Annotated in this window: 19 protein-coding genes and 3 pseudogenes; 11 read left to right on the top strand and 11 right to left on the bottom strand. The window is 63.9% G+C overall.

Annotated elements, in window-relative coordinates; genetic code table 11:
• Positions 1-11: 11 nt before the first annotated feature.
• The 6 genes from ACSFC7_RS17980 to ACSFC7_RS17955 form a co-directional block, all read right to left on the bottom strand.
• Positions 12-269 carry a hypothetical protein gene (locus tag ACSFC7_RS17980; RefSeq protein ID WP_436344191.1) on the bottom strand — a complete coding sequence of 86 codons (258 nt, stop codon included), beginning with the start codon at positions 267-269 and terminating at the stop codon, positions 12-14.
• Positions 270-437: 168 nt separating this feature from the next.
• The gene (locus ACSFC7_RS17975) at positions 438-1685 is read right to left on the bottom strand and encodes a hypothetical protein (RefSeq protein WP_436344190.1); all 1248 of its coding nucleotides are present in this window, start codon (positions 1683-1685) and stop codon (positions 438-440) included.
• Positions 1686-1885: 200 nt separating this feature from the next.
• Positions 1886-2389, bottom strand: a complete 504-nt coding sequence (locus ACSFC7_RS17970; RefSeq protein WP_436344189.1) for an SPW repeat domain-containing protein — start codon at positions 2387-2389, stop codon at positions 1886-1888.
• 105 nt (positions 2390-2494) lie between these two features.
• Positions 2495-2923 (bottom strand): universal stress protein, encoded by a 429-nt coding sequence (locus ACSFC7_RS17965; protein WP_436344188.1) that lies wholly within the window; start codon positions 2921-2923, stop codon positions 2495-2497.
• A 90-nt stretch (positions 2924-3013) separates the two neighbouring features.
• Entirely contained in the window at positions 3014-3793 is a 780-nt protein-coding gene (locus ACSFC7_RS17960) for a sulfite exporter TauE/SafE family protein (RefSeq protein ID WP_436344187.1), read from the bottom strand.
• A gap of 109 nt (positions 3794-3902) precedes the next feature.
• The gene (locus ACSFC7_RS17955; RefSeq protein ID WP_436344186.1) at positions 3903-5141 is read right to left on the bottom strand and encodes a divalent metal cation transporter; all 1239 of its coding nucleotides are present in this window, start codon (positions 5139-5141) and stop codon (positions 3903-3905) included.
• A 403-nt stretch (positions 5142-5544) separates the two neighbouring features.
• Between ACSFC7_RS17955 and ACSFC7_RS17950 the strand changes: the two genes are divergently transcribed.
• Positions 5545-5958, top strand: a complete 414-nt coding sequence (locus ACSFC7_RS17950; RefSeq protein WP_436344185.1) for a gamma-glutamyltransferase — start codon at positions 5545-5547, stop codon at positions 5956-5958.
• A 4-nt stretch (positions 5959-5962) separates the two neighbouring features.
• On the opposite strand, the gene ACSFC7_RS17945 is transcribed toward ACSFC7_RS17950, so the two are convergent.
• Positions 5963-6127 carry a hypothetical protein gene (locus ACSFC7_RS17945; protein WP_436344184.1) on the bottom strand — a complete coding sequence of 55 codons (165 nt, stop codon included), beginning with the start codon at positions 6125-6127 and terminating at the stop codon, positions 5963-5965.
• Between ACSFC7_RS17945 and ACSFC7_RS17940 the strand changes: the two are divergent.
• From ACSFC7_RS17940 to gyrA, 8 genes and pseudogenes are all read left to right on the top strand, one after another.
• A pseudogene (locus ACSFC7_RS17940) lies at positions 6074-6505 on the top strand (gamma-glutamyltransferase); the annotation flags it as partial. The gene ACSFC7_RS17945 and the pseudogene ACSFC7_RS17940 overlap by 54 nt on opposite strands.
• Positions 6454-6561 (top strand): annotated as a pseudogene (locus ACSFC7_RS17935) (hypothetical protein); the annotation flags it as partial. The pseudogenes ACSFC7_RS17940 and ACSFC7_RS17935, both read left to right, overlap by 52 nt.
• 55 nt (positions 6562-6616) lie before the next feature.
• Positions 6617-7345, top strand: a complete 729-nt coding sequence (locus ACSFC7_RS17930) for a gamma-glutamyltransferase (RefSeq protein WP_436347983.1) — start codon at positions 6617-6619, stop codon at positions 7343-7345.
• Positions 7346-7553: 208 nt separating this feature from the next.
• On the top strand, positions 7554-7901 hold the full coding sequence (locus ACSFC7_RS17925) for a hypothetical protein (protein WP_436344183.1): 348 nt from the start codon (positions 7554-7556) through the stop codon (positions 7899-7901).
• 104 nt (positions 7902-8005) lie between these two features.
• A pseudogene (locus tag ACSFC7_RS17920) lies at positions 8006-9114 on the top strand (ABC transporter ATP-binding protein).
• Positions 9111-9911 (top strand): ABC transporter permease, encoded by an 801-nt coding sequence (locus ACSFC7_RS17915; RefSeq protein WP_436344182.1) that lies wholly within the window; start codon positions 9111-9113, stop codon positions 9909-9911. The pseudogene ACSFC7_RS17920 and the gene ACSFC7_RS17915 overlap by 4 nt, the downstream one beginning before the upstream one ends.
• 246 nt (positions 9912-10157) lie before the next feature.
• On the top strand, positions 10158-12089 hold the full coding sequence (gyrB, locus tag ACSFC7_RS17910) for a DNA topoisomerase (ATP-hydrolyzing) subunit B (protein WP_436344181.1): 1932 nt from the start codon (positions 10158-10160) through the stop codon (positions 12087-12089).
• Between the two features lie 21 nt (positions 12090-12110).
• Complete coding sequence (gene gyrA, locus ACSFC7_RS17905) at positions 12111-14627, top strand: DNA gyrase subunit A (protein WP_436344180.1); 2517 nt, start codon at positions 12111-12113, stop codon at positions 14625-14627.
• Positions 14628-14750: 123 nt separating this feature from the next.
• Here gyrA and ACSFC7_RS17900 read toward each other — a convergent pair whose 3' ends face one another.
• The 3 genes from ACSFC7_RS17900 to ACSFC7_RS17890 form a co-directional block, all read right to left on the bottom strand.
• Complete coding sequence (locus tag ACSFC7_RS17900; RefSeq protein WP_436344179.1) at positions 14751-15284, bottom strand: Rrf2 family transcriptional regulator; 534 nt, start codon at positions 15282-15284, stop codon at positions 14751-14753.
• A 143-nt stretch (positions 15285-15427) separates the two neighbouring features.
• Positions 15428-16360, bottom strand: a complete 933-nt coding sequence (locus ACSFC7_RS17895; protein WP_436344178.1) for a ZIP family metal transporter — start codon at positions 16358-16360, stop codon at positions 15428-15430.
• Between the two features lie 153 nt (positions 16361-16513).
• Positions 16514-17194 (bottom strand): metal-dependent transcriptional regulator, encoded by a 681-nt coding sequence (locus ACSFC7_RS17890; RefSeq protein WP_436344177.1) that lies wholly within the window; start codon positions 17192-17194, stop codon positions 16514-16516.
• Positions 17195-17280: 86 nt separating this feature from the next.
• Between ACSFC7_RS17890 and rocF the strand changes: the two genes are divergently transcribed.
• On the top strand, positions 17281-18201 hold the full coding sequence (gene rocF, locus ACSFC7_RS17885) for an arginase (RefSeq protein ID WP_436344176.1): 921 nt from the start codon (positions 17281-17283) through the stop codon (positions 18199-18201).
• 77 nt (positions 18202-18278) lie between these two features.
• On the opposite strand, the gene ACSFC7_RS17880 is transcribed toward rocF, so the two are convergent.
• Complete coding sequence (locus ACSFC7_RS17880; protein ID WP_436344175.1) at positions 18279-19523, bottom strand: RNA-guided endonuclease InsQ/TnpB family protein; 1245 nt, start codon at positions 19521-19523, stop codon at positions 18279-18281.
• 269 nt (positions 19524-19792) lie between these two features.
• Here ACSFC7_RS17880 and ACSFC7_RS17875 point away from each other — a divergent pair, with 269 nt between their 5' ends.
• Positions 19793-20947, top strand: a complete 1155-nt coding sequence (locus ACSFC7_RS17875) for an NAD(P)/FAD-dependent oxidoreductase (RefSeq protein ID WP_436344174.1) — start codon at positions 19793-19795, stop codon at positions 20945-20947.
• The last annotated feature ends 102 nt before the right edge of the window (positions 20948-21049 follow it).

Here is a 21049-nt window from a genome sequence, read left to right as displayed (position 1 = left end):
CCGCTCGGGATTCAGTCGATCGCGTCGAGAAAGTCGTCCAGCGGTTCGGCGAGCCCGTCGATCCACTCCCCGTCTTCACCGGGGATAAACCGAACCACGATCATGTCTCGCTCGTCTCCGTTGCGCGTCGCGTCGATGCGCCGGATGCGCTGGGTTTGCTGCCAGATCCCCGTGATTTCGACGCGTCCGTGTTCGGCGTGAACGTACGTTTCCCCGTCCGCGATCGCTCGGTCGGCGGTAGCGCCGTGAAGCTGTTCCGTGTTGGTCATACGGGTCGGTACTGATCCACACGGGTTCCGTCCTTTGCCTGCAATGGTATAGATGGACCTCGCCCCCGCTTCAAGCGGTACCCAGGCGATACCGAGTCGGGAGTCCGCGGATCATCGCCCGCCGATCCCGATCAGTCGACTCGAGTACCGCTCTCGAGAGACGCCGATCTACCGGTCGTCGTCGACGATCTCGGCCAGTACCGCTGCGATTTCCCGGTTCGTCTCCGGGCTGTAGTGACCCCCTTCTCCGCGTTCGACGTACAACGACTCCACGCCGTCGTCGGGATCGAGGTGGCGAGCCATGTCGACCGTCTCGAGGTCGTCGTACTTCTCACCCAGCCGATCGACCAGGTCGCCGTAGATCGGACCGTGTTCGGACTCGTACTTCGCGTACCGGAGCTGTTGTACCATCGCGAACACCGGTGTAAAGTCCTGCTCGTCGGCGTACTCGACGAACTCCTCGATGAGCGCGTCGAAGAGGTACTCGTGGGTGTCGAACAGCCGTTCGTGGTACCGAACCCGGGGCTGTTCCATCCGCAAGGCCGACTGCGTCTGGGCCGCGTCGAAGTCGATTCCCGGGATCGACCGGCCGACGCGTCGCTCGAGTTCCTTCCCGCCCGTAATCGCGGCGTACCGGAGATACTCCGGTTTGTCGACGAAATCGGGCGTGTACGGGAACGACGCGTAGTGCGGTTTGAACCAGTGGTCGTAGTGGAAGTCGTACTCCCGCAGGAAGTCGGCCTTCGACTCGAGATCGAGCAACGCTTCCTTCTCGTCGACGGGGCTGTCGACTCGCTCGAGTTCTCCGTCCTCGAGGACGTACCGGGGTTTGACCGCGAGGATGTTCCCGAACTCCTGGTAGTGCTTCCAGACGCTGAGGATGCGGGCGATCGAGGAGGCGGTGACGACCACGAAGACGTAGTCGGTCTCCTCCTCGGGATACTGGCGTTTCATCCGCATCAGCGCCTGATCGAGCCCGTAGTTCCCGCCGCCGTAGTTGGCGACGTGGGTGTCCAGTTCCTGTGCGAGGTAGTTCTGGAACGTCTCGTCGTCGTCGACCTCCCGGCAGAAACAGTAGGAGTCGCCGTACGTCGAGACGGTGACGTCGGCGTCTTCGTTCCGTTCCCTGGCAGGACAGACCCGACTCGCGTACTCGTCCGTCGAGTAGGTGACGACGCTGCGAACCTCCTCACCGGGGAGGTGGTCGCCGGTGTCCTTCTGTTTCTCCCGGTTGGGCTGTGGACACCAGCCCAACTCCGAGTCGAAGCTACTGAACTTGTCCAACAGATTTCGGTCGATCTCGGGGAACTCCTCCGTTGCCACCGCCGGAATCCGTTTGAGAGACTGATACGAGATTACCTCGAGTACGATCACGAGTGTGATAACGACGAACGCGAGCGCGACGAATGGCAGCATTCGAGCGTGACTACCAGCACGTGCGGTAAGTGGATTGTGCCGTCATGCTCCACTCTCGTGGGCTGTGAAACGTATACAGGGTGGTTTCCGCTCGGCAACGCGGACCGAAACGAGACCGCTTCGAGGACTCGCTCGGGGTAACTCGGACCCTCGTGATCCGACTGTCGGCCGAAGCGGATTTCGAACCGGCGGTCGGGCGATCAGTGACCGCGCCGGTCGAAGGTCGCCGCCTGACGAGCGTCGGCGTCCCGTCGTCGGTCGCGGATCTTGGAGGCGCTGTAGAGACCGAGGCCGAGGGTCAGCAGGCCGACGACGACGTCGTTCCACGCTCCGACGTCGCTCTGGGCCGCGACGATCCCCTCGCCGGGACCGATCAGGAACGGCGCGGCGACCAGCCACAGCCCGACGAGCGCGGCAAAAACGGCGAGGCCGGCGCTGCCGAACTCCGCCTTCGAGCGCCGATAGGAGTTGTACGCCCCGACGGCGAGCAGGGCCGCGCCGGCGAAGACGGCGTTCCAGAACTGGCTCGCGGCGAGATCGAATGCGACCGCTTGAACCACCATCCACCCCCCGAGGACGGCGATGATCGCCGACAGCCACAGGCCCCGTTTGTCCGGGTTCGGATCGTACTCGATCCTGTCGCGGTCGATCGCGTCGGCGCCCCCGCGCTCGTCGTGTTTCGCGTCCGGATCGTGTTCACCCATCTCTCTCGTTATCCGTAGGTGACTCGAGTCGAAGAACGTGCTGCCCGTCCATGCAAGGCCGCTCGAGGAGCGATCGTCTCCCCTTGCTCGAGTCCGGACTCTCGCTCACCGGACGACCGTCACCGGCACCGGAGAGTGTCTGACGACCACCTCGGCGACGCTGCCGAGCAGGATCCGCCTGACGCCCGAGCGACCGCGGCTTCCCATGACGACGTGGTCGATCGGTGCCGTTTCGGCGAAGTCGATGATCTCCTGTGCCGGCGAGCCGATTCGGGTCCGCGTCTCGAGGGGGACCCCACGCTCGGCGGCGAGCGTTTCGGGCACGGTCAGCCGATCGTCGACGCTCCCGAAGACCTCCTCGAGTTGTTCGTGGGCCTCGTCGTCGGTCGCAGCGTTGGGGATGAACGGCAGCGTCGTGGTGTCGACGACGGCCAGCGCGACGAACTCGCCGTCCGGAAACAGTTCGAAGGCGTACTTGAGGGCGTCGCGTGCGGGCTCGGAGTCGTCGAACGGGATGAGGATCCGCGATGACATAGGGGCGGTATCGTTCGCTATCGAGTCGCAGGGACTTGAGTGCTGTACTCGACCGCAGTGACGACCCGGGTCACCGCGGCGTCGACCGGCTCACAGCGCGAGGTACGGGCCGACGCCGAGGAGGACGACTCCCAGCGCGACTTTCAGCCGCTCCGGATCGATCATGTAAGCGACCTTCCAGCCGACGATCACACCCAGTAAAAGCGGCGTTCCGATGACGACCGCCAGCGGGAGGATCACGTTTCCCTGCAGCGCGTAGCCCGTGGTCGCGAAGGCCGCGATGAAAATCGACTGGACCTGCGCGACGGCGACGGCCAGCAGCATGGGGACGCCGACCAGCACCAGCGCCGGCACGGCGAGCACCGGCCCGCCGATTCCCAGCAGGCCGCTACAGATGCCGAGGAACAGGCCGAGCCCGCCGAGGGCGACCTGCCCGCTTGGCTCGAGCGGCTCGAGGTCGTAGAGCGGGCTGAAGCCGCGGCGCTCCCGGTAGAGGATGATCCCGCCGACGGCCATCGAGACGCCGCCGAGCAGGACGCCGAAGACGGATCGCGGGACGAACGCGTTGATATAGGCGCCGAAGAGCGCGCCGACGATGCTCGAGGCGCTCAGGACGAGCGCGATAGCGCGACTCTCACCGGTGTCCATCTCGCCCGAGTGGAGGTAGGCGGCGCTGCCGACGAGACCGGTGACGACGAACGTCGCGTGGGCGGTGCCGGCGACCTGACTCGAGGCCAGCGGCGTCAGCGAGTAGAGGGCGATCGTGACGAAGATCCCGCCGGGACCGATCGTCGTGATGCCGATGCCGGCGAAGAAGGCGATCGACACGAGCAACAGGACCAGCGCGAGATCGAACGGGAATCCGAGCATCTACGGACGTTATCGGGTCGATTAGGCCGGGAGTTGTGACTCTTCCGATTGCGAATCCGTCGTCAGCAGCGGAGAACGTAATCCGATCGAAACAGTCCGTATCGCGCGATCACAGCAGTTCGAGGATCGATCGGATGAGCGACTGGGCGGTCACGAGCGAGGTCAGGAACATCAGGACCACGGCCGCGAGGAAGACCGCCTGCTCGGTTCGCGAGGGGTCGAAGTAGTGCCGTACGCCCGCGAACAGCGCGAGCGCGGTGATCGGCAGTCCGACGACGCCGTTGACGGCGGGCATCAACAACGCCAGACTGACCGGCGTGAAGTCGGTGAACGCGAGGATCGGAATCGCCAGGACGACCGAGAGACCGATCAGGGCGTGGACGGTTCGCCGGAAGCGCAGGTCGCCGAACCGGGTCGTGAGCCCGTACGACTGCGGGACCATGAAGCCGGCGGCGAACAGCGTTCCGGTCGCACTACTGAACGACGCCGCGCCGACCGCGAGGATGAACACGCCGAGCACCCACGGGCCGATCATGTCGATGAGCGGTTCGGCGGGAGCCGTCAGCGTAAGATCGGCGTCGGGAACAGAGACCGCCGCCGCGACGATCACCGTCGCGCTCAGCGCGACCACGGCGGCCAGTCCGACCGTGTGATCCCGCCGGTACCGCGAGACGACGTCCCAGTTCTTCTCGTGGCGCATGCTCGTCTGGATGAAGAAGTTCGGATAGTAGACGGTCGTCCCTAGCAGGGCGATGATCATCGTCATGTACTCGAACTCCTGGACGATTGCGGGGACGAACCCGAGTGCGACGGCCCCGGCCGACGGCTCGAGGTTCGCGACGATGACGGCGTAGGAGGCGAAGACCGCGAGCACGAGCGTCGCGATCACGCCCTCGATGCGGCTGTAGACGCGGAGTTCGACGAGGGAGATCCCGAGCGCCGCGGAGACGATGATCCCCACGTACAGGTTCGACAGCGGCGTGAGGTAGACGAGCGCCGCACCCGCGAGCGCGTAGTTGGCGACGCTCCAGAACTGCATGATGAACGCGATCCCGAGGGCGAGGGGTTTCGCCGCTGCCTCGCCGATCACGTCCGTGATGTAGGTCATCAGTGGCCGGTCCGCAGCGGCCAGCCGCGCCGACATCTCGTGCATCACGAGGCCGACGCCGAGTCCGAGCGGTAACACCCACAGCAGCCCGAATCCGAACAGTATCCCCGCCTCCGTCAGGATGTAGACGGACCCGGCCCCGAAGATGTTCGCCGCGAACAGGAGGCCGAGCCCGTACTGGTGAATTGTTTCCTTCGCTTTACTGATCGGAATATCGACCGCCGTACTGGTTTCCTCCATGTGTATTGACTCACTCGAAAAAGCGGGGCACCGCCCGACCGCCTCGAGACGGCCATCGAGACGAGCCCGTGCGGACTCGACGATGACGATCCGGTTCCGAGGACGGTCGGCGGGCCGACCTTGGCAACTGTGTGTAACAGTTTCGTGTATCGACGAAAACGGTGGCAGTCGGATTGAGGGATGAGCTTGAAATGTCCGATGTTAGAATAAATGATCACGTACGATCGACAGTCGGCTCGAGGCGAACGTCGAGACATCAGAAACTCGAGCGATAGGCGAACGGGGAGAGCGCGTCGGTACCGACCGATTGCCCGCTTCGACTCCCGTTGCCGCAACAAATCACGTCGGAACGTATAACGAGACCCGCAAAAATCGTTTAGTAACCCCTTCTGGTAGCACGCGTGTGTCGAACCGACGGACGTTTCTCGAGCGATTTGGATCGGAGACGGCGGCGACGGGCGTCATCGGGGCGAACGCCCCGACCGGCGACGGGATCGGTGCCACCGAACGAAACGAGTACAGTCCGTCCTCGACCGGCGAGTTCGACTATCCCTGGCAGTTCATCGGCCGGCGGTCGGCGGTGATGGCCAGAAACGGGATGGTTGCGACGAGTCACCCGTTGGCCGCGGGGACGGGCGCGCGAGTCCTCCAGAAGGGCGGCAACGCGGCCGACGCGGCCGTCGCCGTCGCCGCCGAACTCTCCTTCGTCGAACCCCACATGACCAGTCTCGGCGGCGACGTCGTCGCACTCACCCACTTCGACGGGGAGTACAAGGCCCTCAACGGGACGGGGTACGCGCCGGGGCCGCCGACGTAGCGACCTACCGCGACCGGACCGACGAGAGCGACGACGAGGGGAATCCGATCGTCCCGTCGGAGGGAGCGCTGTCGGTCACGGTTCCGGCGCGGTCGACGGCCTCTACCGACTCGCCGACCGCGACGGCACCCTCGAGTTCGGCGAACTGCTCCAGCCGGCGATCGACCACGCCCGACAGGGCGTGCCGATCACCGAGTACATCGCGTCCCAGTGGGAGGCTGCCGCCCCGCGAGTGGCCGAGTTCGACTCGTTCCGGGACACGTTCCTCGAGAACGGTGAGACGCCGCCGCCCGAGTCGCTCTTTACCAACCGGGAGTTCGCCGAGTCCCTCGAGCGCATCGCAAGCGAGGGGATCGAGACGATGTACGGCGGCGCGTTGGGCCAGCGGATCGTCAATCAGGTCCAGGACCACGGCGGCCTGCTGGAACTCGAGGATCTCGAGGAGTTCGAGAGCGACTGGAACGACCCGATCAGCATCGAGTACAGGGGTACGAGGTGCTCGAACACCCGCCCAACACGATCGGCGTCGTCGCCCTCGAGGCGCTGAACATCGTCGAACACCTCGACCTGCCCGTCGAACCGACCGACCCGGAGCGGCTCCATAAACTCATAGAGGCGATAAAGATCGCGTTCGCGGACGCAGAGGAGTACCTCGGGGATCAAGGACGAGGAGATCCCGCTCGAGTCCAAACTCGACGAGGCGTACGCTCGCGAGCGAGCGGCCGACATCGGCCACTCGATCGGCGACTACGAGCCGAAGGCCGGCGACACCGCGAACACGGTCTACCTCACCGTGGTCGACGGCGACGGCAACGCCGTCTCGATGCTCGGCAGCGGCTACCAGCCGTTCGGCAGCGGACTCGTCGTCGACGGCTTTACCCTTCAGAACCACGGGACGTCGTTCAGCCTCGACCCCGACGACGCGAACGCGATCGAACCCAGAAAGCGGCCCTACCACACGCTCATCCCCGCGATGTCTTCTCGCGGCTCCGCCGCTCGACTGTCCGCGGAACTTCGTTCCGCGCTACTCGCAGACGACGGCGAGTTCCGGGGCTCGTTCGGCGTGATGGGGGGCTCGACCATGCCGCAGGGACACCTCCAGTTGCTCGTCAACATGTTCGACTCCGGGCTGAATCCCCAGGCGGCCATCGACGTGCCGCGGTTCCGATTCGAGGAAGGTCGCGAGGTCGCCCTCGAGACGACGCGACTCCCCGAGGAGACGGTCGAGGACCTGCACGATCGGGGCCACGAGATCGTCCTCGAGTCGGAGTTCTTCGAACCGGACGCCCACCACTTCGGCGGCGCGCAGTTCATCTACCGCGACTCGGACGGGACGGTAATCGGCGGCTCGGAGCCCCGCCGAGACGGGCAGGCGATCGGCTTCTGAGCGGTGGAGCGTCCTCCGCAGGAGTCCGTACCGTCCGCACACGACCTTTCGTGGGGAGGGACGAACCACTCATGACTCGCTACTCGAGGCGATCTCGGTAGCCACTGGCGACCCGGTACGGGGAGGCGGCTAAAAAAGAATCGTCGCTCGCATAGTGACCATCCTGACATCCAGAAGACGTATATTTCTTCTGCTGAACAATCACGTAATGAATAGCGATTCGGAGACGCGAACGCGGCTGTCGACTCTCGCTTCGATACTTCGACCGTCACGTTCGACCCTCGTCGTATTCGGACTACTCGTCGGTTTCGAGGTCCAGTACTTCCTGCGGAATATCGTCGGGGGGAGTACGCCGCCGGGGTTCGAGACGTGGCTCCCCGTCGTCGTCTCGGACCGACTGTTGGGATTGCTCCTGGATCCCGTACACTGGCTGGTCGGACTGCTGTACGAGCAGTGGGCGCCCGATTGGGTGCACTTCCTCGTGACGCTCTGTTACTTCTACGTCCTCGCGGTCGTAGCCAGTACCCTCTACGGTCGATTGACGACCTCGGAGTGAACCCGTATCGCGACGAAGCCGTCACGCCGTTCGTCACCCCTCGAGATCACGCCCACCAGAACCGTCTTCGTTTCGCCGGCACTACTCGGTGTATCACCACCGCCATGAGCAGCGAATCGAGTGAGTCGGAAGTCGTCCGCGAATCCGCGAGCGACGATACCCTCGCTGACGCTGCAGTCGATACGGCCGACACTGACGCGACGAGCAACCCGCCGCCGGACGAGCGAGACGAACCGGCGCTCGCCGTCGACGGACTCTCGAAGACCTTCGGGAGCGGCGCGGACGCCGTGACGGCCGTCGAGGATGTCACCTTCACCGTCGAGCACGGCGAAGTGATCGGACTGCTCGGTCCCAACGGCGCCGGGAAGACGACCACGATCAAGTCGATCCTCGGATTGATCCTCCCCAATTCGGGTACGGTTCGGATTCGGGGAATCGACGTCTACGACCGACCGAGGGCGGCCTACGAGCACGTCGATGCGATGCTCGAAGGCGCGTGAAACGATTACTGGCGGCTCACCGTCCGGGAGAACCTGCGCTACTTCGCGGCGATCCGCGGACAGGACCCCGACGCGATCGCCGACCGCCACGACGAACTGCTCGAGCGCCTCGATCTCGCCGACAGGGCCGACACCGCCGTCCGAGAGCTCTCGCGGGGAATGAAACAGAAGGTCTCGCTGGCGAGCGTCCTCGCCGGAAACGTCTCCGTCGCCTTCCTCGACGAGCCGACGCTCGGACTCGACGTCGAGAGTTCGCTGAAGCTCCGGCACGAACTCCGCAGACTCGCCGACGAACGCGGGCTGACGCCGGTGATCTCCAGTCACAACATGGACGTCATCGAGGCCGTCTGCGACCGCGTAATCATCGTGAACGAGGGGCGGATCATCGCCACGACACCGTCGCGAACCTGCTCGCGGGCTTCGAGACCCAGGGCTACCGGCTCACCGTTCGGGGCGTCGACGAGCCGATACTCGACGACCTCCGCGAGCGCTTCGAGGTGACCGACCTCGAGCGACTGGACGACCGGACCCGGTTCGAAGTGGCGGCCGACTCGGCGACGTTCTACCGGCTGACCGACGCCATGGAACGTCACGGACTCGAACTCGACGCGGTCGAGACCGTCCAGCCCGACCTCGAGGAGGCGTTCGTCGAGATGACTCGCGCGGAGGACGAGCGCGGTACCGACGAAACCGACGACGGAGGCGTTCGGTGACGGCCGCCCGGCGACCGCTCCGGACGGGCGGCTACGCCCACCTCTTGCGGGCCGTGATCGTCCGCGACCTGCTGATCTGGCTCCGGTATCCCATCAACGCGGCGCTCATGCTGTTCATGACCGTCTTCTTCTTCGGGCTGATGTTCTACGGCGGTCGGCTCGTCGCGGGCGAGGCGTTCAGCGACAGTATCGAGGGGCTGATCGTCGGCTACTTCCTGTGGACGCTGTCGACCGGCGCCTACTCGGGGATCACCAACGACGTGCGAGCCGAGGCCAGCTGGGGCACGCTCGAGCGCCACTACATCACGCCGTTCGGCTTCGGGCCGGTGGTTCTCGCCAAGGCGGTGGCGATCGTGTTCCGGACGTTTCTCACGTCGTCGGTCGTCCTCGTCGTCATGCTCCTGATGACCGGGACGCGACTCGACGTTCACCTCGTGACCGTCGTTCCCGTGGCGACGCTGGCGATCGCCTCCGCGCTCGGGCTCGGCCTCGCGATGGGCGGGCTGGGCGTGCTGTACAAGCGCATCGGGAGCGTGGTCAACCTCCTCGGATTCGCGTTCATCGGCCTGATCTCGGCGCCCGCGTTCGACCTGCCGTGGACGGCAGCCCTTCCGCTGGTCCAGGGGAGCGCGCTGCTCCAACTGGCGATGACGGAGGGAGTTCGGCTCTGGGAGTTCGGTCCCGCGGCGCTGGCCGTCCTCGTCGCGACGGCGGTCGGCTATCTGGGTCTCGGGTACGTCGTGTTCGGTTTCGCGACGAGGCGCGCCCGTCGGCTGGGCGTACTCGGCGATTACTGAGTTCGGATCCGTCGACGAGACGCGCGGGCACGAAATCGAGACCGCTTACGCCCGTCCGTTTCACACTCCGTGACGTCGCGTCGAGGACCGTGCGTACCGCCAACCCGCCGGTGACGGCGTATCAGGTGCTGGTAATCCCCGGTTGGACACGTTGCGGATGCCGGCAATCACGTATTGATCGTTCGTCGCCCGCGCGCGTACGTGACTTTTATTAGGGCCCGACCACTACCCGAAAGCAGGTTTTACATGTCCCAGGAAAGTGAGTACGGCGCCGGACAGATTCAGGTCCTCGAGGGCCTGGAGGCCGTACGAAAACGGCCGGCGATGTATATCGGCTCTACCGATTCTCGAGGACTCCACCATCTGGTCTACGAAGTGGTGGACAACTCGATCGACGAGGCACTGGCTGGTCACTGCGACGACATCACCGTCACGATTCACGACGATAACTCGGTGAGCGTCGCGGACGACGGCCGTGGGATCCCAGTCGACACACACGACGAGTACGACCGTCCGGCGCTCGAGGTTATTTTGACGGTCCTCCACGCGGGCGGGAAGTTCGACAACAAGTCCTACCAGGTCTCCGGCGGCCTCCACGGCGTCGGCGTGAGCGTGGTCAACGCGCTCTCCGAACGCCTCGAGGCCGAGGTCAAACGCGACGGTGCCGTCTTCCGACACGCCTTCGAGGGCGGCGAACCCGTCGGCGACATGGAGCGCGTTCGCGACATGGAGCCGGACGAAGAGACCGGGACGCAGGTTCGGTTCTGGGCCGACACCGGCATCTTCGAGGCCGAAGGCTTCTCGTTCTCGACGCTCTCGAATCGGCTTCGCGAACTCGCCTTCCTCAACTCGGGGGTTCGCATCACGCTGCGCGACGAACGCGAGCGGACCGACGACGGCGAGTTCGTCGAGGACACCTACGAGTACGACGGCGGCATCCGCGAGTTCGTCGAGTACCTGAACGAGACGCGCTCCTCGATGCACGACGACATCATCTACTTCGAGGACGAGGAGCAGAACATCCAGATCGAGGTCGCGATGCAGGCCACCGAGGAACTGCAGGGGTCGATCCACGCCTTCGCGAACAACATCAACACCCGGGAGGGCGGCACGCACCTCACCGGCTTCAAAACCGCGCTGACGCGGACGGTCAACGACTACGCGGGCGACAACGGCCTGCTCTCGGATCTCGAGGAGAACCTCACGGGCGAAGACATCCGCGAGGGACTCACCGCGGTGATCTCGATCAAACATCCGGATCCCCAGTTCGAGGGACAGACGAAGACGAAGCTCGGCAACTCGGAGGTCCGAGGGATCGTCGAAAGCGCGATGCACGAGGGACTGGGCACCTACTTCGAGGAACACCCCGACACCGCACAGGCCATCGTGATGAAAGCCGTCGAGGCCGCGAAAGCCCGGAAAGCGGCCCGAAAGGCCGAGGAGTTGACGCGGCGCAAGTCCGCCCTCGACTCGACCTCGCTGCCCGGAAAGCTGGCGGACTGCCAGACCAAAGACCCCGACGAGGCCGAACTGTTCATCGCGGAGGGTGACTCCGCGGGCGGCAGCGCGAAGCAGGCCCGAAATCCGGATTATCAGGCCATCCTCCCCATCAAGGGGAAGATTCTCAACGTCGAGAAACATCGTCTGGATCGGATCCTCGAGAACGACGAGATCCGGAACATGATCACCGCGATCGGCGCGGGGATCGGCGACGAGTTCGACGTCGAGGACGTCCGTTACAAGAAGATCATCATGGCGACGGACGCCGACGTCGACGGCGCTCACATCCGAACGCTCCTCTTGACGTTCTTCTACCGACACATGCGTCCGCTGCTCGAGGGCGGCTACGTCTACGCGACCCAGCCGCCGCTGTACCGGGTTCGCTACCGCGGCGAAACGTACGACGCGATGACCGAAGCCGAACGCGACGAGATCATCGAAGAGAAGTGCGACGGGAACCCGACTCGCGTCCAGCGGTTCAAGGGGCTCGGTGAGATGAATCCCGAACAGCTCTGGGAGACGACGATGAACCCCGACAACCGCATCCTCAAACAGATCACGATCGAGGACGCGGCCGCAGCGGACAAGATGTTCTCCGTCCTGATGGGCGACGCCGTCGAACCGCGCAAGCAGTTCATCAAGGATCACGCTCCGGAAGCGGAGTGGATCGACATCTGAGAGACGAGGTGACGTAACTACATGAGTTCAGACGTACCCGATCCGACTGACGTAGAGGCACGGGCGGTCGAAAACGTCCGCATCGAAAACGAGATGGAGCAGAGCTACATCGACTACGCGATGTCCGTCATCGCGGGTCGCGCCCTCCCGGACGTCCGGGACGGCCTCAAACCCGTCCACCGGCGCATCCTCTATGCGATGCACGAGATGGGCGTCTCCTCCGGCAGCAGCCACCGGAAATCATCCTCGATCGTCGGGGAGACGATGGGTGACTACCACCCCCACGGCGACAGCGCGATCTACGACACCCTGGTCCGCATGGCTCAGGACTTCTCGATGCGCTACCCCCTCGTGGACGGCCAGGGGAACTTCGGCTCCATGGACGGCGATCCGGCCGCAGCGCCCCGATACACTGAGGCGCGGATGGCCCCCGTCTCCGAGGAACTCCTCGAGGACATCGACAAGGATACGGTCGACTTCTCGGCGAACTACGACGACCGTCTGCAAGAGCCCGACGTACTCCCGGCGGCGTTCCCGAACCTCCTCGTAAATGGGTCTTCGGGGATCGCAGTGGGGATGTCGACGAACATCCCGCCGCACAATCTCGGCGAGGTGATCGACGCGACGATCGAACTCATCGACAACCCCGATGCGACGGTGGAGGACCTGATGGACCACGTCAAGGGCCCGGACTTCCCGACCGGTGCCAACATCGTGGGCCGGGACGCCATCTACTCGGCGTACAAGACCGGGCGCGGGCGCATCCGCGTTCGTGCGGAGTTCGAGGTCGAAGAGTGGAAGTCGGATCGCGAGCGCATCGTCATCACCGAACTCCCCTACCAGGCTAACAAGGCCCGGATGGTCGAGCGCATCGCCGAAGACGTCAACGAGGGCCAGATCGAGGGAGTCTCGGACCTGCGCGACGAGTCCGACCGCGACGGCGTCCGCGTCGTCGTCGAGTGTAAACGCGGCGCGAACGTCGAGGTCGTCAAGAACCGACTGCTCGAGAATCACTTAGAGAAGACGTTCGGCGTCATCAACCTCGCGCTGGTCGACGGCCAGCCCCAGGTGCTCTCGCTCAGAGAGACCTTAGAGGAGTACGTCGCCCACCGGCGCGAGGTCGTCCGCCGCCGCAGCGAGTACGACCTCGAGGAAGCCGAGGACCGGGCGCACATCCTCGAGGGACGGCTGACGGCCGTCGAGAACGCCGACGACGTCGTCGAACTGATCCGTAACAGCGAGGACCGTTCGGCCGCGAGGAAAGCCCTGCAAGAGGCGTACGACTTCTCGGAGGCCCAGTCCGAGCACATCGTCCGGATGCAACTCGGCAGCCTCACGTCGATGGAGACGGCCGAGATCGAAGACGAGTACGAGGAGGTCCAGGTCGAGATCGAACGCCTGACGACCATCCTCGAGAGCGAGCAGGAACTGCTCGCGGTCATCAAGGACGAACTCCGCGAGATCAAAGACGAGTATTCGGACGACCGTCGGACCTCGATCGTCGAAGATCAGGGGACGGTCACCCACGAGGATCTCATCCCGGAGGAGGAGGTATTCGTCGTCATGACCGAAGACGACTACGTCAAGCGGATGCCCATCGAGAACTTCGATCCCCAGGGACGCGGCGGCAAGGGGATCATCGGCGCGGACGTCAAAGACGACGACCGCGTGACGACGGTGTTCCGGGCGAACACCCACGACTACCTGCTCTGTTTCACCAATCAGGGCAAAGTCTATCAGCTCAAGACCTACGAGATCCCCGAGATGGGACGGACCGCCCGCGGGAAGTCGGCGGTCAACATCCTCGATCTCGACCCCGGTGAGGATATTACGGCTATCGTCGACACCGACGCCTTCGGCGACGACGAGTACGTGACCATGGCGACTCGCCACGGCTACGTCAAGCGAACCGCCGGCGACGACTTCGAGAACATCCGTACGACGGGGATCATCGCGGCCGATCTGGAGGAGGGCGACGAACTCGTCGACGTCGAGGTCACCGACGGCTCGCAGGATCTGGTCGTCGCGACGGAGGGCGGAATGACCATCCGGTTCGACGAGAGCGAAGTCCGATCGATGGGGCGGAACGCCCGCGGTGTTAACGGGATCAAACTGCAGGACGACGACGCCGTCGCCGGACTCGTCGCAACCGACGAGGAGGACGGCCAGGCGCTGTTGACCGTAACGCGGAACGGATACGGCAAGCGAACGCGCCTCTCCGAGTACCGCACCCAGTCGCGCTACGGGAAGGGCCTGATCGACATCAAGACGGGCGATCGAAACGGTCCCGTAACGGCCGTCAAGGCCGTCTCCGACGACGACCAGCTCGTCATGATGAGCGAACGCGGACAGATCGTCCGCACCCGCGTCGACGAGGTTTCCGAGGTCGGACGGAACACGATGGGCGTGATCGTCATGGCCGTCGAGGACGGCGACGCGGTCGCCAGCGTCGACGACATTCCGGCGGCTGCTGCAACCGATGCCGATGCGGACGCTGATGCTGATGCAGACGCGGACGTTGACGCCGACGAGAACTGATCGAGTCGGCAGTATTTTTCTCACGCACCGAGTCGGTGTCGGGACCGCCCTCGAGAGTGCGGTCGCTGGTCACCGTCGGGTAAGAGAACGCGAGACGAGAGATCGTCGAGAACCGCGAGCGGTTCAGTGTGCCGGCTCTTCGGCAGGTGCGGCCATGTCGTCGATGCGGAGGATGAGAATGTTGTTAGTGTCGTCCTTGCCGTCGACGCGGCCTTCGATGACCAGTTTCGACAGCGGCGTCGGACCGACGACGACCGAATCGTCCTCGTGAATCTCGCCCATCGAGCCCTGCATGTGGATCTCGGCACGGCAGAGTTCGGGGTGGTGGACGCTCGAGAGGTCGATCTCTTCGACGATGACGTCCTCGACGGGGTTGCCCTCGTGCTCGAGCGGCACGGAGGCCGGATCGTCCATCTGCTGGATCTCGAGGGCCTCGTACGCTGCTGCAGTCGGCTTGTAGCCACCTTTGGGGCCTGGTACACCTTCGACGAGTTGCAGGGCTTTGAGACTCTGCATCTGGTTGCGGATCGTTCCGGGGTTCCGGTCGACCTGTTCGGCGATGTCCTCCCCCTTGATCGCGGACTCGGACTCCTTGTGGAGATTTGTCAATGCGCGGAGAATCTTCTTCTGGCTGGGTGTGAGTTCGATGGATGACATACTATGATGTTCGTAATTGGCTTCCTTAAACCCGACGGGTGAGCCGGGCTGATACACGCAGATTTTGCTGTTTGAACCGGGCATAGTAAGGCGTTTTGTTTCGATTATCGACGGAGAGTCCGTTTTCGTTCGCGTCGACCGGACTAGGCGGGGACGAGCCAGCCCTCGAGGACCACGTCGGTGAGCACGTCCTCGAGGAAGAACATGAGGACGAAACCGAAGGAGAACGTCGCCGCGTTCGTTCGGGTGAGAACGGCTTCGGCGTCGAACCGGATGAGCTCCGCGACCTCGATGAGTACCTGGAGGATCGCCCCGATCGCGATGGCGTAGAACAGGACGGCGAACAGGTTCGACTGGGCGAAACTGCCGACCCAGCCACCGAGAATAACGGTGCCCCCCGCGATGAGACCCATCGCGACGAAGTGATACAGGGGCGGCGTCGCTCGGTCGCGAGCGACGGCGGCGACGATGGTCGGCCCTTCCATCACGTTGTGCATCACGAACGCCAGCACGAGCAACATCACCAGCGATGCGTCCCCGGCGACGTAGGCGACGCCGATGCCGAGCCCTTCGCCGAGGCTGTGCAGGCCCAGCGCGAGCGCGACCAGATAGGCGATCTCGAGGCCGCTTTTCCGGCGGTCCGCCATCTTGCGCTGGCGCCACTCGCTGACGGCGTGCATGAGGAGGAACGTCCCGGCGACACCGACGACGGCCAGTACGGCAGCGAGGACAGTGCGCTCGGCGTCGGCACTGTACGCGAAGACTTCTTCGCTCATCTCGACGGCGATGAACACGAGGACACCGGCGGCGAGCGCCATGAAGGCGTGGAGGTAGCGGGGATCGAGATCACGGATGAACGGAAACCAGAGCATCCCGATCAGCACCGGAATGATGCCGGCGATCGCCCCGATTACCGTCAGCATCCAGATCATGTCGAGCGTACCGGCCTCGTCGACGCCCCCGAGATCGGCGAACGGCGACGTGAGATAGAGCGCGCCGAAAATCGCTCCCAAAACGAGGAGGGGACTGATCGCTAACAGCCAGCGGGGCAGATCGCGTATCGATCGACCCGTCATCGCATATCGAGACCTCCAGCAACGCAAACTCGGCTCATCAGTACACCTTGATTAGAGGCATCTAAACTTATACCTTTTCCACGCAATTTCCGTTAGATTGAATCTAAACAAACTTGTTGATCGGTTTCTTGTACGTATATGGGCCGTTTCACGCTATTGTTCGATCTCCGCCCCTCGAGCGACGCGTACGTGGTGTGCGACGGATTCGGGAAGCGAGACCGGGTTCTCGTGGTTGCTCGAGCGCGCGGTGACCATGCCGAACGGAGCGACCTCGACGATTTCGAGCTCGACACCCGGTTCGACGCCGTGGTCTGCGAGATAGGAGAGAACCTCCGCATCGCGGTCGGCGACCTCCTCCACCACGACCACATCGCCCTCCTCGAACTCGATGACGGATTTGCCGTCGGGACGCTCCGGCGGCTCGAGGTCGGCGCTGGGGATCGGCGAGCCGTGGGGATCGACCGTCGGCTGGCCGAGCGCGTCCGCCACGCGGGCCTCGAAGGCCTCGCTGATGTGGTGTTCCAGCCGGTCGGCCTCCTCGTGGACCTCCGCCCAGTCGTAGTCGAGATGTTCGGTGAGGTAGGCCTCGAGCAGTCGGTGGTGTCGGACCACCTCGAGGGCGACGGTCTCGCCCTCGTCCGTCAGCGTAACGCCGCGGTACTTCTCGCGGTCGACGAGGCTCCGTTCCTCGAGTTTGTCGAGCATGCTGGTGACGGTCGGCGACGTGACGTCTAACTCCTCGGCGATAGCCGACGTCTTGATCCGCTCGTCGGTCTCGCGCTGGAGCTGATAGATCGCTTTGAGGTAGTCTTCCATCACGTCGCTCAGCATCATTCTGTCCGAGATTTAGCCCCATCTAACCCTAAATCTGTCGCCACCACAATCGCCACGATAAAATCGGACGGAATCGAACGACGCGTATGAGCACGACAGTCAGAATCATCGGTGCACCGATGGATTACGGCGCGGATCGTCGTGGCGTCGACATGGGGCCGTCGGCAATCCGGTATGCGGGACTGGCCGACCGGCTGGAGCGGACGGGCGTCACCACCGTCGACGCGGGCGATCTCCTGATTCCCAGAGCCGAAGAGCGCGATCCCGATGCCGACCAGCCCACTCGCGGAACCGCGAAGTTCCTCCGGGAGGTCGAAGACGTCTGTACGCGCCTGGGGGACCAGGTCGCGGAGACGCTCGCCGACGGCGAGTTCCCGCTCGTCCTCGGCGGCGACCACTCCGTCGCCATCGGGTCGATGCACGGGGCCGCTCGAGACGTCGACCTCGGTGCGATCTGGTTCGACGCTCACGCCGACCTGAACACGCCCGAGACCTCACCCAGCGGCAACGTCCACGGAATGCCCCTCGCCGCGACCCTCGGTCACGGCGCGTTCGGGGAGATGGAGTGGGCCCACGCGCCGCGCGTCCGGGAGGCGTCGATCGCGTACGTCGGTCTCCGAAGCATCGACGAGCGCGAACGCGAGCTAGTTCGAGACAGCGAGATGACCGCGTTTACGATGGCCGACATCGACGAACGCGGCATGACGGCCGTCGTCGAGGACGCGCTCGACGTCGCGACCACCGGGACCGACGGCGTCCACGTCAGTCTCGACCTCGACTGGCTCGACCCCAAGACCGCGCCCGGCGTCGGGACGCCCGTCCGCGGCGGCGTCACCTACCGGGAAGCCCACGCCGCGCTTGAGACCGTCTCCGAGCGCCACGATAGCGAGGGAATCCTGCGATCGATGGACGTCGTCGAAGTGAACCCGATTCTCGACGAGGGGAACGAGACGGGGACGCTCGGAGCCGAACTGACCGCGAGCGCGTTCGGAAACCGTATTCTGTAAACTACCCCACCCTCCTTCGCTCACCTCATACGAGGTTCACTCGTTGAGGGTGGGGCTTTGATGTGGACTCCCAGTGATCAGTCGCCAGCAATAGGCTGGTGACTCTCACCGTTCAACGTCCCACCATTTATACGCACGTCTACTGGTGCGTCTCCGCTCCCCGACTTGGGCGAGGAGCGGAGTCTGTGTTTCCGCTTCCGGGCGTAGCGTAGCCCAATATTCTTCGCCGCGTTGTAGTCCGCGTTCACCTCGTACCCGCACTTCTGGCAACAGAACTGTTCACCATCACGGTTGGTTGGGTGCGTGAACCCACAATCCGTCCGAGAACACCGTTGAGATGTATGATTTGGCGCAACCTGTTTGACCGAGACACCCCGCTCCGGGGCCTTGTACTCAACGTACTCGTACAATCGTCGGAACGCCCAGACGTGGTGCCACTTCGCGTTCGGGAGTCGTTCGCGGATGTCCGTTAACTCCTCGAACACAATCGCGTCGCAACCGTTTTCGACAGCTTCCGTGACGATCTCGTTAGCGATGGTGTGGATGTACTGCTTTCGCCACGCTTCTTCTTGCTTTCCCAGGCGAAGAAGCGCGTTGTGAGCGGCTTGCGTCCCACGTTGTTGCATCTCACCACGTCGCTTCTCGAACTCACGGCACCAGTGGTCGTACTCGTCGCCCTGCCAGAACGTGCCGGTCGAAGCTACTGCGAGGCTGTTGACGCCGAGGTCGATGCCAAGGACTGTTTGGTACTCGGTATCTGCCGAAACCTCGGATTCGTCGCTATCGTACTTCCGTGTCGTGATGTGGAAGTAGAACTCGTCGGTCGCCTTATCGTATTGTAGTGTACTCGCCCGGAACTCGTACTCCTCCGAGAGAACATGCCGCTCGTAGGGTGTCGGACTATCCGCCGGAAGTTCAAAGTCGCACTCGACACGTCCATTGACGGTCGAGAGGGAAACATAATTGCGGTAGAACGTCGCGCTCCGCTTATCGTAGACCATGCTCCATGATGTGAACTCCGGCTGGCTCACCCGCTTGCCCTGCTTCCATCGCTTAACGCAGCCTTTCGTCGCTTGGACGGCGCGTCGGATGGCTTCTTGAACGAGGTTCGCAGTGAGGTCGGTTTCCTCTCGTAGTTCCTTGTAGAGCACGTCTCGTGCAGTCGAGTTCGCCGTAACGCAGTTCGTGTAGGCGTCGTCGTCCCAACAGAACTCGGCGGCACGATTCGCACAGTGGAGGAACTGACGGGCGGATTCGTGGAGGTCGTCGCGGCGCTCATCGGAAACGATGAGTTTGACCGGCGCGGTTCGACGCACCTCCATATTTCAGATTACTACCTAACGTTATTTATACGCTTGGGAGTCGGATAGCCACCGTCGTGCGGTTGCGTCGTCCTTCGTCGGTTTCCTCTCCGACCTACTCGCTTACTTCGTTCGCTCCTTGAGGTCGGAGGCTCCACCTTGAATTATGCTGAATTCGGCGCCTATCAGTAACCCGAATTTCCGAAGACCCTATACTGCGGGTTGAGAACACGCAACAAGCCAATGCGTGTTCCAACACCTTTGTATCGTAGTGTATCAGATTGTCGAATATGACTGAGAACGTCGTCGTGCTCGGCGCTGGCTATGCCGGTGCTGGTGCGATCAACAAGCTCCAATCGGAGCTCGGGGGCAACGCGCGGCTAACTTGGATCGCAGACGTCGACTATCATCTCGTCCTGCACGAATCCCACCGCGTGATCCGCGACCCCGACGTCCGATCGGACATCACGTTCCCGGTCGAGGAGATCGCCGACCCGTCGACCCGGTTCGTCCGGGACGAGGTCACCGGTCTCGACGTCGACGAACAGGTCGTCGAACTCGCCGACACCGACGACGTCGAGTACGACTACGTCCTCGTCGGCCTCGGGAGCCAGACCGCCTACTACGGCATTCCCGGCCTCGAGGACCACTCGCTGACGCTGAAGAGCCTCGACGACGCCCTCGAGATCCACGAGGCCGTCAAGGAAGCCAGTCAGAACGCCACCCGCGGCGAACCCGCACAGGTCGTCATCGGGGGTGCCGGTCTCTCGGGTATCCAGACCGCCGGCGAGATCGCGGAGTTCCGCGACGCCCACCGCGCACCGATCGAGATCCACCTCGTCGAAGCGCTCGAGGAGATCTTCCCCGGTAACGATCCGGAAGTCCAGCAGGCCCTGCGCGACCTCCTCGAGGAGGCCGGCGTTCAGATCCACACGGACGATCCGATCACCGAGGCCAAAGAGGACGTCATCGAGTTCGACGAAGGCGAACCCCTCGACCACGACGTGCTCGTCTGGACCGGCGGCATCACGGGCCGCGACGCGATGGGCGGCGCCGACCTCGAGAAGGAACACAACCGCGTCAACACGGAAGCGAACTTCCAGACGTCCGACGAACGCGTCTTCGCCATCGGCGACTCGGCGATCATCGACCAGGGCGACCGACCCGCCCCGCCGACGGCACAGGCCGCCTGGCAGGCCGCGGAGGTCGCCGGCGAGAACATCTCGCGCGCCATCGAAAACCGCCCGCTCAAGACCTGGGAGTACAACGACAAAGGGACCGTCGTCTCCGTCGGCGAGAAGGCAGTCGCCCACGACGTGCAGATGCTCCCCGTCGACACCTTCGGCGGCTTCCCCGCGAAGAACCTGAAGAAGATGATCGCCGCCCGCTGGATCGCGGACATCACCTCCTGGAACGTCGCCCGGAAGTCCTGGTCGTCGCTATAAACCGGCCCCTTTTGCGTTCCGAGTGCTCGAGCCGACCGTTTTCACACCCTCGATCGAGTTCGTCGTGAACGAGCGCGTCGCAACCGCTGCGGCCGGTGTCCG

The organism is Natronorubrum halobium, from assembly GCF_051351675.1.
Taxonomy (GTDB): Archaea; Halobacteriota; Halobacteria; order Halobacteriales; family Natrialbaceae; genus Natronorubrum.
This window is presented reverse-complemented; position numbering and strand designations above follow the sequence as displayed.

Coding starts and splice junctions, on each gene's coding strand:
- ACSFC7_RS17980 (WP_436344191.1), bottom strand. CDS start 269: ATGACCAACACGGAACAGCTTCACGGCGCTACCGCCGACCGAGCGATC.
- ACSFC7_RS17975 (WP_436344190.1), bottom strand. CDS start 1,685: ATGCTGCCATTCGTCGCGCTCGCGTTCGTCGTTATCACACTCGTGATC.
- ACSFC7_RS17970 (WP_436344189.1), bottom strand. CDS start 2,389: ATGGGTGAACACGATCCGGACGCGAAACACGACGAGCGCGGGGGCGCC.
- ACSFC7_RS17965 (WP_436344188.1), bottom strand. CDS start 2,923: ATGTCATCGCGGATCCTCATCCCGTTCGACGACTCCGAGCCCGCACGC.
- ACSFC7_RS17960 (WP_436344187.1), bottom strand. CDS start 3,793: ATGCTCGGATTCCCGTTCGATCTCGCGCTGGTCCTGTTGCTCGTGTCG.
- ACSFC7_RS17955 (WP_436344186.1), bottom strand. CDS start 5,141: ATGGAGGAAACCAGTACGGCGGTCGATATTCCGATCAGTAAAGCGAAG.
- ACSFC7_RS17925 (WP_436344183.1), top strand. CDS start 7,554: ATGAATAGCGATTCGGAGACGCGAACGCGGCTGTCGACTCTCGCTTCG.
- gyrB (WP_436344181.1), top strand. CDS start 10,158: ATGTCCCAGGAAAGTGAGTACGGCGCCGGACAGATTCAGGTCCTCGAG.
- gyrA (WP_436344180.1), top strand. CDS start 12,111: ATGAGTTCAGACGTACCCGATCCGACTGACGTAGAGGCACGGGCGGTC.
- ACSFC7_RS17900 (WP_436344179.1), bottom strand. CDS start 15,284: ATGTCATCCATCGAACTCACACCCAGCCAGAAGAAGATTCTCCGCGCA.
- ACSFC7_RS17895 (WP_436344178.1), bottom strand. CDS start 16,360: ATGACGGGTCGATCGATACGCGATCTGCCCCGCTGGCTGTTAGCGATC.
- ACSFC7_RS17890 (WP_436344177.1), bottom strand. CDS start 17,194: ATGATGCTGAGCGACGTGATGGAAGACTACCTCAAAGCGATCTATCAG.
- rocF (WP_436344176.1), top strand. CDS start 17,281: ATGAGCACGACAGTCAGAATCATCGGTGCACCGATGGATTACGGCGCG.
- ACSFC7_RS17880 (WP_436344175.1), bottom strand. CDS start 19,523: ATGGAGGTGCGTCGAACCGCGCCGGTCAAACTCATCGTTTCCGATGAG.
- ACSFC7_RS17875 (WP_436344174.1), top strand. CDS start 19,793: ATGACTGAGAACGTCGTCGTGCTCGGCGCTGGCTATGCCGGTGCTGGT.